Below are 14,170 nucleotides of genomic sequence, written 5' to 3'. Positions count from 1 at the left end.
ATTCGCCGGCAAGGCCGGCCCCCATGCTGCTGTCCTTCGCCTCGACTGCCACAGGGACCGCCATGCACGAATCACTGGATGCCGACTCGCTCGCTGAAGACTTGCTGGACGACGCCTTGCTCGCCCTCCTCCAGGATGAGCGGCCTGAACCCGACCGGATAACACCACGCGAGAGCGCCGGGCCGGCCCCCCTCTCCTTCGCCCAGCAGCGCCTGTGGTACCTGCAGCAGTTCAACCCGCAGAGCGCGGCGTACAACCTGCCACGGGCACTGTCACTGAAGGGTGAACTGCATGGCCAGCACTTGGCCATGGCCTTGCAGGCGGTGGTCGACCGCCATGACATCCTGCGCAGCAGGTTCGCCGAGGTCGAGGGCATACCGCAGCAGTTCGTCGAAGCCGACGCACGCCTCGAAATGCCCTGCGACGACCTGACCGCCATGCCCGCCACGCAACGCCCTCATGCATTGCAGCGGCTCATCGAAGCGGATGCGCTGGCACCGTTCGACCTCGGCAAGGCGCCCCTGATCCGGGCCCGGCTGGTGAAAGTACAAGGTGACGAGCATGTGTTGCTGCTGAACATGCACCACATCGTTTCAGACGCCTGGTCCAATCCAATCCTGCTGCAGGACCTGCTGGGCGCCTATTCGCAGGCAGCCGCCCAGGGAGCCTGCAAGCTGCAACGGCCCGCCATCCAGTATGCCGATTACGCCATCTGGCAACGCCAGGCTTACCTGAAAAGCGATGCGTGCCAAGCGTCTGCCCGCTACTGGCATACCCGGCTGGGTGACGAACTGCAGCCGTTGATGTTGCCGGGTGACCTCGACCCGCGCTGCGCTGGCGTGCCGCCTGAGGGCACCAGTGCCCGCTACCATGGCCTGCAACTGGACGCCGAGGTGTTCCAGACCCTGCTGCAGCTCAGCCGGCAGCAGGGCGTGCAACCCTTCGTCATCGCCCTGGCCGCCTGGCAGGTGCTGCTGGGCCGCTACAGTGGCCAGCGGCAATTCACCCTCGGCGTGCCCAGCGCCGGGCGCAACCGCAGCGAAACCCAGCAGCTGGTAGGTTTTTTCGTCAGCACCCAGATCTACCGCGCCGAACTCGACCCGCAGCAATCCGTGCAGACCCTGCTGCAAAACCTGCGCGAGCAATCTATTGCGGCCCTGAGCCACAGCGACTACCCGATGGAGCTGTACCTGGAGACGCTGCAGCACAACGGCCAGGTGCTACCCACCCAGTTGTTCCAGGCCCTGTTCAACTGGCGCGTGGCCGGGACTGCCAGCGGCCCGCTGGCCCTGGGCCCACTGCAGCTGGACTTCCTCGATACCGCCAGCGCCCAGGCCAAATGCCTGATCGGCATCGACCTTGAATACGCAGCCGATGGCCTTGGCTTCAGCCTGGAATACGACTGCAGCCAGTTCAGCCACGGCACCGTGCAACGCATGGCCCGGCACTGGCAGAACCTGCTGCTGGCCATGGCCCGGGGGCCCGAGCAACGGCTGGGCGAGCTCGACATGCTGGGCACGCCGGAGCAGCAGGCCACCTTCGCCCAGTGGAACCCGGCCCCCGCCGAGCACCCGGCCGATCAGGCCCTGCACAGCCGCATCGAGGCCCAGGTGCAGCGCACCCCCGATGCCATCGCCGTCACCTGCGAGGGCCAGGCCCTGAGCTATGCCCAGCTCAACCAGCGTGCCAACGCCCTGGCCCGGCGCCTGGTCGACGACGGGGTCGGGCCTGACGTGCTGGTCGGCCTGGCTGCCGAGCGCTCGCTGGACATGGTCGTTGGCATCTTCGCCATCCTCAAGGCTGGCGGTGCCTACGTGCCGCTGGACCCGGCCTACCCGGCCGACCGTTTGGCCTACATGATCGAAGACAGCGGCCTGCAGCGCCTGCTGGCCCAGCCCCAGGTGCTGGCCAGCCTGCCAGTGCCGGCAGGCGTGCGCGTGCTCAGCCTGGAAAGCAGCGATGACAGCAGCCAGGCCGACCCGCTGGCCTGCTCGCCGGTCACGGTCAGCCCGGACAACCTCGCCTACGTGATCTACACCTCCGGTTCCACCGGCAAGCCCAAGGGCGTGCTGCTGCCGCAGCGCAACGTGCTGCGCCTGTTCACGGCCACCGACGCGGACTTCCGCTTCGGCAGCGACGACGTGTGGAGCCTGTTCCACTCCTATGCCTTCGACTTCTCGGTGTGGGAAATCTTCGGCGCCCTGCTGTACGGCGGGCGCCTGGTGATCGTGCCGCAGCACACCAGCCGCTCGCCCGAGGCCTTCTACCAGTTGCTGGCCGATGAACAGGTCACGGTGCTGAACCAGACCCCGTCGGCGTTCAAGCAACTGATGGCGGTGGCCACCACGGCCGAGCCGCAGCGGCCGCTGGCATTGCGCAGCGTGGTGTTCGGGGGCGAGGCGCTGGACGTCAACAGCCTGGCACCGTGGTTCGAACGCTTCGGCGACCGCCAGCCGCAGCTGGTGAACATGTACGGCATCACCGAAACCACCGTGCATGTCAGCTACCGGCCGCTGTCGCGGGCCGACCTGGGCAAGGCGGCCAGCAGCCCGATGGGCGTGCCAATCCCCGACCTGTCCTGGTATGTGCTCGACGGCGACCTGAACCCGGTAGCCAAAGGCTGCATCGGCGAGCTGTACGTGGGCCGCGCCGGCCTGGCGCGCGGCTACCTCAAGCGCAGCGACCTGAGCGCCACGCGCTTCGTGCCGGACCCGTTCGGTGCCCCTGGCGGGCGCCTGTACCGCACCGGTGACCTGGCGCGCTACCACGCCGACGGGGTGATCGAATACGCCGGGCGCATCGACCACCAGGTGAAGATCCGCGGCTTCCGCATCGAGCTGGGGGAAATCGAAGCCCGCCTGCAGGCCCAGCCGCAGGTGCGCGAGGCCCTGGTGCTGGCCCAGGAAGGCGCGACCGGCCAGCAGCTGGTGGCCTACCTGATCCCCGCTGCCGAGGTAGCGCTGGAGCAGCAGGCCGGGCTGCGCGCGCAGCTGCGCGAACAGCTGAAGGAAGCGCTGCCGGACTACATGGTCCCGGCGCACCTGCTGCTGCTCGACCGGTGGCCGCTGACAGCCAACGGCAAGCTCGACCGCAAGGCCTTGCCCAAGGCCGATGCCAGCCTGTTGCAGCAAGCCTACAACGCTCCCCAGGGCACGCTGGAACAGGCCTTGGCCACGTTGTGGCAAACCGCGCTCAACGTCGAACGTATCAGCCGCGACGATCACTTCTTCGAACTGGGTGGCCACTCGTTGCTGGCCATCCAACTGCTGGCCAGCATCAAGCAGGCACTGGGCCTGGCAGTGCGTATCCAGGACCTGCTCGCCTACCCCCGCATCGACCTGCTGGCTGCACATCTGGGCCGTGAGCATGCCTGTGCGAGCCCGTGCATCGTGCCCCTCAACCGCCCGGCCACACCGCTGCCTGCATTGTTCTGTATCCACCCCAGCGGCGGCATGGTCTTCAGCTATCAGCCGCTGGCCAGGTGCCTGGAACCGCAGGCTTGCGTCTACGGCGTGCAGCACCGGGGCGGCAGCCCGGCGCCGGCCGAACGGCAAGGCTGGCAAGCGATGATCACCGACTACACCGCACAGATCCGCCAGGCACAACCGTCCGGGCCCTACCGCCTGATGGGCTGGTCCCTGGGCGGCAGCATTGCCTGGGACATCGCCCGGCAGCTGGAACAGGCCGGCTGCGAGGTCGCATTCCTGGGGCTGGTCGACAGCACCCTGCCCGAGGCGCAGTTAAGCCGCGCCGCGTTCCCGCCTCACACCCCTCGCCCAGCCCGCCACAGCGATACGCCGGGCCAGCGCGAGCTGCAAGACACCGTCGAGCTGTTCGGCCTGTTGTTCCCGCAGGCCAAACAGGCCGCCGCCGAGCAGCTGCACGCCAACCCTACTCAGGACGTCAAGGCGTTCTACCAGTGGGCCACGGCGCACCTGGCTGACGCTGGCAGCGATGTCCAGGGCGTGCTGGCCAGTGCCAAGGCCCAGATCATGAATGCCCAGGCGTTCGACATCCACGATCAGCTGGAAGCGAGCTTCGCCGATTTCACCCTCACTCCGCTCAGGGTCAAGCCCAGTTGCTGGTGGTCGCAGGTGCACAAGAGCGCAGCACACATTCACGCCGCCGAGCAGGTCATCCGCCAGTTCTGCGCAGGGGGTGAGCTGGACGTTTCGCTGCACTCACCCTACCCACACGAAACCATGATGCTGGAGCAGCCCCTGATCGACTCGTTCATCGAGGCGTTCGGCCGTAGCTGCCCGGCACCCTGAATACCCCGTCACACCTGCCAAAAAGGAAACGTTCGCCATGAAGTGCGCCCCCTACACCGTCACCGGCCTGGCCCTTGCCCTGGCCATGGCGGCCTGCCCGCTACTCGCCCAGGCTGCCGGCAAGACCCCGGGCGAGGTCTTCCAGGATTGCAAGGCCGGCTGCCCGGAAATGGTCGTGCTGCCTGCGGGCAGTTTCGTCATGGGCACGCCGGATGACGAACCGGGCAAGCAGCCCGACGAAGGCCCGCAACATACCGTGACCTTCGCCAAACCCTTCGCCATCAGCCGCTTCCAGGTCACCGCCGGCGAGCTGGATGCCTATATCAAGGAAACCGGCGTGGTCATCAAGGACGGTGACAAACGCCCAGGGCGCCTGTGCCAGGCCAGCAAGCCTCGCTACCCGCAAGGGCCGCGCCAGCCGGCAGTGTGCGTCGATTACTACGATGTGCAGGCCTATGCGCAGTGGCTGAGCAAAAAGACCGGCCACACTTACCGCATGCTCAGCGAGGCCGAACGCGAGTACGCGGCACGGGCCGGCTCCACCGGGCCGTTCCCGTTCCCGTTCGATGAAGAAGGCGACTACCAGATCAGCAAGCACGCCAATACCTACGGCCCCAAGGACGGCTACAGCTTCACCTCACCGGTAGGCAGCTACCCGCCCAATGCCTTTGGCGTCTATGACATGCACGGTAACGTGTATGAATGGGTCGCCGACTGCTACCACAAGGACTACGTCGGCGCGCCCAGCGATGGCAGCGCCTGGATGGAGGCCGACGGCGGGCTTTGCCAGGCGGCGCACATGCGCGGGAATGACTGGGGTGAAGCGCCGATCTTCTCGCGTTCGGGCAATCGCAATGATCGCGAACGCACGGTACGTGGCGACTTCCTGGGCTTTCGTGTAGCGCGGGAGCTGTGATCTGGCGCAGGCCATCTGGGCGGGGTACCCGCCAAGATGGCCTGCGTGGCCCCAGGTTCAGAACTGCGGGGTGTATTTGACCGAGAACATGAAGTTGCGAGGGTCGCCGTAGTAGTTGTTGGCACTGACCGCAGCATACGACGGGATGTAGTACACCTTGTCGAAGATGTTGTTGAAGTTGACCGCCAGGCTGACTTCGTCGCTGACCTTGTAACCAAGGCGCGCATTCCAGATGGTGAAGCCGGGCGAATCGAACTTGCGGTCGTAGGCAACGGTGCTGCTCTGGCTGTTGAAACCGCCGCCGACACTAAAGCGGCTGAAGTCACCAGGCAGGGTGTAGTCCGTCCACACCTTCACCGAGTGTTTCGGTGTCCAGGTGGAGAAAATCTTGTCTTCGTACGTGTTGTCCTTGAGGTACTTGGTGGTGTTGTAGACGTAACTGGCCGACGCTTGCAGGCCTGGCAGCACCTCACCGTTGATCTCGGCTTCAAGGCCTTGGCTACGCACTTTGCCAGACGCTGCCGCGCAGTTGGAGCCGCCACACAACGATTCGGTGTTCAGAATCGGCACCGCGCGGTTTTCATGGTCATAGCGGAACAGCGCGACGCTGGTATTGACCTGGCCGTCGTTGAGCTCGCCCTTCAAGCCCAACTCGTAGTTGCTACCTGTGATCGGCTCGATCGTGGAACCACCCACGCCAATGGCACTCTGCGGGATGAAGACGTCGGCATAGCTGGCGTAGGCCGACCATTGCGGCGTCAATTCGTAAACCAGGCCCGCGTAAGGGGTGACGACACCGTTGTTGGCTTTGGAAGCCGGGCTGTCGTACTGATGGACACCGGCCTGATAGACCTGGGAATCGTAATCATAGGAGTACCAGCTGGTACGCCCGCCCAGGATCAAGGTCAGCGGGTCGGTCAGCTTGACGCGCCAGGTACCGTAGATACCTTTCTGCACGATCTTGTACTGGCTGTCGGTACGCGTGCCACGGGCCGCCAGGCTGTCGTAGTTCTCGAAGGGCAAGTGGTTGTCGAGATCGAAAATGTTCGCCCCCGCGCTGCGCACCACCGCCATGGTGTTGTCGCTGGTGAAGCGTGAGTAGTTACCGCCGAAGACCACTTCCTGGTCGAAGCCAAAACCGTTGAAGTCGCCATCGACGAACATGTCCAGGCCACGGCTGTGGGAGTTGAAATCAGTGGCATAGCGCCAGTCGAACAACCCAGACCCATCGTTGGCCAGGCCGGTCGGCGCTACCACGTAGGCGTAGGTCATTTCGTTGCGCTCGTTGATCGCCACCGCCGCGGTCTTGAACTTCCAGTGGTCGTTGAAGCGGTGCTCGAGGTCGACATACAACGCCAGCTGCTCGGTCATGCCGCGGTTCCAGTCGGAGCCGGTGAAGGTCGAGCGCGACAAGCCTACGTCCCGGCCGTCACTGAAGCGCGGCAAACCGGCGACCATAGGCGTGAAACGCGTCTTGCGATCGCTGATGCCGACACCGAGGGTGGTGTCTTCAGACAGGTCGAAGTCCAGCGCACCGTAGACCTTCTGCTCCCAGCCGCCCACATAGTCGATGAACGAGTTGCGCGTATCGTAGTCGACCACGGCACGCCCACGGATGTTGCCCGCCTCGTTCAGCGGGCCGCCAACGTCAACCTGGGTGGCATAGTGGTCCCAGGAACCGGCCTGGGCGGTCAGGGTGACTGTCGGCTTGGCCTGGCCGCGCTTGCGCACGAAGTTGATCGCGCCACCGGGGCTGTTGGCCCCTTGCAGCAGCGCAGCGCCGCCACGCAGCAGTTCGACACGGTCATAGAATGCCGTCGGTTCCGTCAGGTAGCTGCCCAGCGCGTAGATGCCACGGGTCATGGGCACGCCATCGTACTGCAGCGAATCGATTTCAAAACCGCGCGAGGTGATGAAGCCGCCGGTACCCGGGCTTTTGGCGAAGGTCATGCCCGGCGCGTTGGCCAACAGCGTCGGCAAGTCGGTGATGTTTTGGTCATCCATGCGCTTGCGGGTCATCACCGACACGCTCTGCGGAATGTCCTTGAGCTTGTGTTCGCTCTTGCCGATGGTGACACCACCGGTGGTATACGAGTTGCTGCCTTCGGTGGTCACGCCCAACGTGTTGCCCGTGATGCTGGTGGTGCCCAGTTCCAGCGCCGAGGACGCTGGCCGCTCACGCCGCACCAGGGTAAGGGTATCGCCCTCCAGGCTGTAGCTGACCGGCAAGCCGCGCAACAGCTTGGCCACTGCCGCGTCGACGGTGTAGCTGCCACGCACCTCATTGCCACGCAGGTCGGCCATTTCCGAGGCGTTGTAGATGAACTGCACATCGGCCTGCTCGCCAAGCGCACGCAGGGCGTTGGGCAGCGACTGGGCAGCGATGTCGAAGTTGACCCCCTGAGCCCAGACCTGGGCGGCCATGGGCAGCATCAATGCGGCGCCCAGCACCCCTTTGCCGAGCAACGCCCGTGATGAGCGGGCGCTGATCGAGCGGGACATGCAAAGCGCCTTGACCAATGGTTTGAACTCGAAAAATCCTGCTGGCATGGTATTTCTCTATTTATATCGTGTAATGAAATCGTCCCGCGCCCGCCAACGGCCCCCAAACGGCCGAGCTGCCCATCCTCCCCCGGGCAGATCCCGCGACAGACGCCTGACACGCAAGTCAAAACGGCTTGTCACGTGTGGCTTTCAGCGCGCTCCTACATAAGACGCATCACCCTGAAAAATCCAGAATGAGAATTTTTTGCATTAGTAACTTGCCGGCATCCTTCCACGCAATCGGCACGGCAGTACGGGGGAGGCAATGCAAAAGACCCCAGGGGCGGGTTGCCCGCCCCTGGGCGTGGTGAGGCTCAGCGGCTCTTTTCCAGCAGCCGGGCTTTTTCTTCAGGGCTCATGCTGTCGAGCCGCAGACGGGCCTGGGCCAGCTTGAGCAACTGGCCAGGGTTGGCTTCGCGCTCGCGCAGCGCCTGGGCAAGGGCGGCAACCGTAGCGTGGTCGAAGATGACGCCTGGATTGATGTCGCACTGCAGCAACTTGCGAATACCTGCCGCCAGCTTGATGACCAGCAGCGAATGCCCGCCCAGTGCAAAAAAGTCCTGCTCGATGCCCACTTGCTCCAGCCCCAGCAGTTGCGCCATGCGCTGCGCAATCACGGTTTCCAGTGCATCACGCGGGGCCAGCAGACCCGCCGCAGGTTCATTGCCCACCTGCCGCAACGCTTGCCGGTCGAGCTTGCCGTTGCCCAGGCGCGGCAACCGCGGCAATGCCTGCAGGGTACGCGGCAGCATCACCGCCGGCAGTTGCCGTGCAAGGTACTCGCGGACCGCGTCCAGGGCAGCCGCCGTGGCCTCGTCGCGCAAGCTGACATACGCGCTCAGCGCTTCTCCATCACACAACACCGCGGCCTCGACCACCTGCGGTGCACCCGACAGCTGTGCCTCGATCTCCGCCAGCTCGATGCGGAAGCCGCGTATCTTCACCTGATGGTCGCGCCGGCCTTGCAGCTCGATAGCACCGTCCGGGCGATAGCGGGCCAGGTCGCCGGTGCGGTAAAGCCGCTCGCCCGCCACGAACGGGCTCTCGACGAACGCCGGCGGGTCACTTTGCACGTCTTGCAGGTAGCCGCGACACACCTGCTGCCCACCGACATACAGTTCGCCCAGCACGCCGGTGACCGCCAACTGCAAGTGCTGATCCAGCACATAGACCTGGTTGTTGGGCAACACCTGCGACAACCCGAGGGTGCCGGTCGGTACCGCCCGAACCGGGTGCACCATGACCCCGACCGTGGTTTCGGTCGGGCCGTAATGGTTGAACAGCTTGCAGTCCGGACGTATCTGCAACAGGCGCTGCAGCAACGCCGCGCTCGGGGCTTCCCCGCCCAGGATGACGGTGGCCGGTACTGCCGGTGCCTTCGACTCCAGCAGCGCGCTCAGGTGCGACGGCACGATCTTCAGGCAGTCGATTGCCTGCTGCTCAAGGTACGCAGCAAACAGTTCAGCATCCTTCATCACCTCGTCGGCGGCCACGTGCAGTGTCGCACCCACATACAAGGCTGCGAACAGCGTCGTATGGCCAAGGTCGGCCGACACCGTCGAGCCGAATGCGAAGTGACGACAGCCCTCCAGCGCCAGCGTGTGGCACACGCCTGCGGTGTAGTTCAGCAGTTGCCGGTGCTCGACCACCACGCCTTTGGGGGTGCCTGTCGAGCCCGAGGTGAACAGGACATAGGCGGCATCGCTGGCGCTGGCGGCGTGCGGGTACAGCTGTGTAGCGTCGGCCGCAAGTGGGTACAGGCTGTCGAGGCTCAGCGCCTCTATGCCCTGCTCACGCAGGCTGGCCACCGCTGCCGGTTCGACCAGCACCTGCGTGGCGCCGGCCTGTGTCATCAGGCGCACCTGCCGGGCAACGGGCCAGTGCGGCTCCAGCGCCAGGTAGGCCGCGCCGACACGCCAACTGGCCAACATCGCCACGACCCAGTCCAGCGAACGCGGCAGCGCCAGTGCCAGCACCGCCCCGGGTTGCACGCCAGCCTGCTGCAGTGCCAGCGCCAGGCGCTGCACTGCCAACTCCAGTTGGGCGTAACTCAGGCCCGCGTCACCTGCGACCAGCGCCAGCACGTCGGGGGTGTCGATTGCCCACTGGCTGATCTGGGCCGCCAGTGATGTCGCGGCCAGTGGTTGCGGCGCGGGGTTGATCGACAGCAGGCGCTGGCGCTCGGCTTCACCCAGCAGGTTCAACTGCCGCAGCGGGCGGTCCGGCGCCTGGACGATGCTGCGCAGCAATTCAATGTACTGCTCCAGCAGCCCTTGCATGCCGCGGGCACTGTAGCGCCCGGCCAGGTAATCCAGGCTCACGGTAATCGGTTGGTCAGCACCCGCTGCTGGGCAAATGCGCAGCTGCAGCTCGATGCCCGCCGGCAGGCGTGGCGCCAGTAGCTCGCCCTGCCAGCACAGCCCGCCGGCAACCTGCGGCGCGAGCGCCGGCGTAGTGGAAAACGCCACGGTCGGCACGGCTGTGGGCACCCATTCCGGTACCCAGTACTCCTGCCACGCCACATGCTGCTCCAGCGCGGCGCCGAGCGCTGCAAGGTGCTCGCCGAAACGGGTTTCGTCAGCCCACTGCAGGCACAACGGCAATAACTTGCTGAACGCCCCCGCACTGTTCGCGAAGTAGTCATAATCCTGTCGCGCATCGTGCTGCCAGGCGCCCAACAACCGGTTGCTGTCGCCAAGCCGGCCCAGCAAGGCCCACCAGGCCGCCTGCAGCAGCGTGCCCAGGCTGGCTTGACGGGCGTCGGCCAGGCGTTGCAACTGCCCCTGCAAGGCCAGCGGCAGATTCACCTGATGGTGTGCCTGATGCGTCGCTGGTTGGTCCTGGCGATAGGCTGGCCAAGGCGCGCTCATGCCCTGCTCCGTTGGCATCAGGTGCCCTTGCCAGTAGCCACGGGCTGCCGCTGCATCCTCATCCTGGGCCACTTCGGCACGCCACTCCAGATACTGCCCGAAGGCTTCAGGCAGGTCTTCGTCCGGCACGGCTGGCGTGTCATACAACGCCGCCAGGTCACGGTACAGCATGGCCATGCCAGCCGCGTCGCAGGCATAGCCCGCCACCCCCAGCCATAGATGCCACTGCTCGGCATCGGCGGCCGGTACCAGCAAGGCCTGAGCGGCTGGCAGCTGGTCGATTTCGAAGCGCTGCTGAAACCAAGGCTCGAGCAGTGCCGGCGCACCTGCCTCGGCCTGCACTGCCAGCGTCAGGGCTGGCCGCCGGGCGCCGATGAACTGGCGCATGCCGCGGTATCCCGGGGCAGTGCCCAGGCGCCCGGCCAATATCGGGTGGCGCTCGACCAAGCGCTCAAGCGCCTGGCTCAGGCGCGCCGGGTCCGGCCGGCCCTGAACGCTGATCTTCAGCAGCGTCGCGGCCTGTGCCCAGTCCGGGCAAGCAGGCAAGGCATCAAGCCAGTGTTGCTGGTCGACGGTCAGGGCTAAACCGATGTCCTCGGCCTGGTCTACGTAACTGTTCATCCCTGGGCCTCCTCGGTCGCCATCACCTGCATGGCCGCAGCCGCCTCCAGCGCGGCCCGGTCGAACATGTCGCCCATCGCCACGACGATCTTGCGCGGCCCCTCGTACGGGTCACGGGCATGCGCCGCCAGCATGTTGTCGACCAGGATCACGTCGCCTTTCTGCCATTGGAACCGCACGGCACAGGCTTCATACAGCTCGCCGATCAGTTGCATGTCCTGGTCGGGGATCGGCGAACCATCGCCGAAGTACACATGCCGTGGCATGCGCTCCAGGCCGAACATGGCCAGCAGGTCTTCGCGTGCATCGGGCTCCAGCCAATAGATGTGGTGCAGCTGCACCTGGTTGAAGAACGAGCGTGCGCCGGTGATCGGGTGCGTGATGATTGCCGGGCAGCGGGTGCGGGTCTGCAACTCGTCGTTGTCCAGCCAGCGCCATTCGATGCCAGCGGCACGGCAACGGGCCTCGACCTCGGCGCGGTCATCGGTGCGGAAGAAATGCTGCCATGGCACGTCGAGCTTGTCGGCGAACGTGCGCACATACAGCAGCCCTTTGTCCTCGAGGGTTTGCCGCAGTGCCTGCGGCAGCTTTTCGTACATCAGGCGGCAGTCGACCACCGGCGTGGCACCGCCGACCGGCGAAGGCTGCTCGCAATAGAACATCTGCTTGCGCGGCCAGCTGTCCTGGTGCGCACTCTCGTTATGGAACAAGATCATTTTGTTTTCCGGGTACGGCGTGGAGCGGTAGGTGTTCTTGCCCCCCTCCTTCTTCGGCAGGTCACCGTATTGACCGTAAAGCCCCGGCTGTACAGCTTCGGCGAATGCTTCAAACCCCTGGATACCCTCCAGGGCAAAGCCGCGGAACAGGATCCCGGCATGCTCGCCCAGCTTGCGCTCGACCAGCGGCCGGTTGTTGCGCACCCACTCGATCAGGTCGATCGATGCGTCGCCAGGCTCGACGAGCAACGGGAACAGCTGGCCTGGTACCAGCAGCGACTCGCGCACCGCCGCCCGTGGCGGTGCAGCTGCAGTGGCGCCGGCAGAGCGCTTGAGGAATTTGCCCAGCTTGTCGGCCTTGCTGGCCGGGGCGCTTACCGGTGTGCTGCCGGCCAGGCCGCCACCCTGTAATGGAACGTTCATCGCTTGCCACCTCATATCCTGAACACTGACGATCTGTTCGAGCATCGCGATCCATGTGCTGACGAGTCGCTGGATATGCTCTTGCCTGAAAAGCGTTGTCGCAAACTGCCAGTTGCCACTGAGCTGCCCGGCCTCCTGTTCGATGAACAGGGCCATGTCGAACTTCGAATACAGCGCCGGGGCGGGCAGCGCCTGCACGGTAATATCGGCCAGGGCTTCGCTGCGTACGGGCAGGTTGTTCATCACGAACAGCACCTGCACCAGCGGGTTCATGCCGCGCACCCGCGGGGCGCCATGGGCCTCGACGATCATGTCGAACGGCAGGTCCTGATGCTCCAGGGCCGCGAGCAAGGTGCGCTGGGTGCCCTGCACGAAGTCACCGAAGGCCAGCCCATCACTCACCCTGGAACGCAGCGGCAATACATTGACGAAGAAGCCGATCAGGCCTTCCAGTTCGCTGTGCTGCCGGCCTGCGGTGTCGGCCCCGACCAGTACGTCGTGGGCACCGCTGGTCTGGTGCATCAACCACTGGAACGCTGCCAGCAGCGTGCTGTACAGGGTCACCCCGGCCTTGGCCGCGAACTGGCCAAGCGCATCGGTCAATGCTGGCGACAGGCTGAAGTCCACCGCACCGCCGGCATGGGAGGCCTGCTCGCTGCGCGGCTGTTCCAGTGGCAGCTCAAGGCGGCCGGTATGGCCCGCCAAGGCCTGTTGCCAGTAGCTTGCCTGGCGCTGCAGCTCACCCGCCTGCTCGAGGGCCTGCTGCCACAAGGCAAAGTCTGAATACTGCAGCGGTAACGGCGCCAGAAGGTGGGTCTGCCCTGGGGCGCTGTGACGGTAGATTTCAACCAGGTCGCGGACCAGCACGCCCATCGACCAGCCATCGGAGATGATGTGGTGCATGGCGAAGAACAGCACATGCTCCTGGTCTGCCAGGCGTGCCAGACGGCAGCGCAACAACGGCGCATGCTCCAGTGCAATCGGTGTGCTGGCGTTGGCCAGGGTGGCTTCGGCAATGCACCGTTGCTGCTCCTGCGGGCTGAACCCGGACCAGTCGTCGAGGGCGATATCCACCTCGATCCGGTCGGCAATCAGCGCCAGCGGATCACCCTCGTCGTCCTGCACGTAGGCCGTACGCAACACTTCATGTCGCTGCGCCAGCGCGTTCAGGCTGTTGCGCAACACCTCGACCTGCAGCGGCCCTTGCAGGCGCAGGGCCAATGGCATGCCGTAAGCAGCGCTGCCCCCGGACAATTGCTCGGCAACCCACAAGCGCCGCTGCATCAACGACAACGGTGCGGTGGCTTTTTCTCCATGGGCCAATAGCTCGACACCGTGCGCGGTCGCAGCCTTGCCAGCGCCGCCGAGCGCTGCCAGCAGGCGCTCCAGCACCGGGTGATCGAACAGGTCACGCAAAGTCACTTGCACACCCGGCAGCTTGCGCATCCGCGATACCGCCTGGGTCGCCAGCAACGAGTGACCACCCAGCTCGAAGAAGTGGTCGCCAAGGCCCACCCGCTCAAGGCCGAGCACCTCCTGCCAGATACCCGCAACGTGCTGCTCGAGCGGGGTTTGCGGCGCCCGGTAGGCCTGCTGCAGGGCGCTGTTGTCGGGCTTGGGCAGGGCCTTGCGGTCGAGCTTGCCGTTGGCCGTCACCGGCCAAGCCTGCACCTGCAGGATGTGCGTCGGCACCATGTAGTCCGGCAGGCTGCCCTTGAGCTGTTCGCGAAGGCTGTCGCGCAGTTCGGCGGCGTCCACTGCCATGCCCTGCTCTTCGGCCAGTACGTAGGCCACCAGCTGCTGGCCATG

The 14,170-nt window shown here is 65.4% G+C and carries 5 protein-coding genes; 2 read left to right on the top strand and 3 right to left on the bottom strand.

The genetic code is table 11. From position 1 onward, the window contains the following. Nucleotides 1–23: 23 nt before the first annotated feature. Nucleotides 24–4,271: an amino acid adenylation domain-containing protein gene (locus tag ACF8Q6_RS08865; protein ID WP_392498665.1), complete on the top strand. Its 4,248-nt coding sequence runs from the start codon at nt 24–26 to the stop codon at nt 4,269–4,271. Nucleotides 4,272–4,308: 37 nt separating this feature from the next. Next, nucleotides 4,309–5,187 carry a formylglycine-generating enzyme family protein gene (locus tag ACF8Q6_RS08860; RefSeq protein WP_392490527.1) on the top strand — a complete coding sequence of 293 codons (879 nt, stop codon included), beginning with the start codon at nt 4,309–4,311 and terminating at the stop codon, nt 5,185–5,187. Nucleotides 5,188–5,244: 57 nt separating this feature from the next. On the opposite strand, the gene ACF8Q6_RS08855 is transcribed toward ACF8Q6_RS08860, so the two are convergent. The 3 genes from ACF8Q6_RS08855 to ACF8Q6_RS08845 all read right to left on the bottom strand — a co-directional run. Then, nucleotides 5,245–7,737, bottom strand: a complete 2,493-nt coding sequence (locus ACF8Q6_RS08855; RefSeq protein WP_033726943.1) for a TonB-dependent siderophore receptor — start codon at nt 7,735–7,737, stop codon at nt 5,245–5,247. 308 nt (nt 7,738–8,045) lie between these two features. Then, the gene (locus ACF8Q6_RS08850; protein ID WP_392490526.1) at nt 8,046–11,222 is read right to left on the bottom strand and encodes an amino acid adenylation domain-containing protein; all 3,177 of its coding nucleotides are present in this window, start codon (nt 11,220–11,222) and stop codon (nt 8,046–8,048) included. Further along, on the bottom strand, nt 11,219–14,170 hold a 2,952-nt coding region (locus ACF8Q6_RS08845), incomplete at its 5' end, for a condensation domain-containing protein (protein WP_392490525.1). The genes ACF8Q6_RS08850 and ACF8Q6_RS08845, both read right to left, overlap by 4 nt.

It is taken from the genome of Pseudomonas sp. GLN_2 (genome assembly GCF_043106005.1).
In the GTDB taxonomy this organism is placed as follows: domain Bacteria; phylum Pseudomonadota; class Gammaproteobacteria; order Pseudomonadales; family Pseudomonadaceae; genus Aquipseudomonas; species Aquipseudomonas alloputida.
This window is presented reverse-complemented; position numbering and strand designations above follow the sequence as displayed.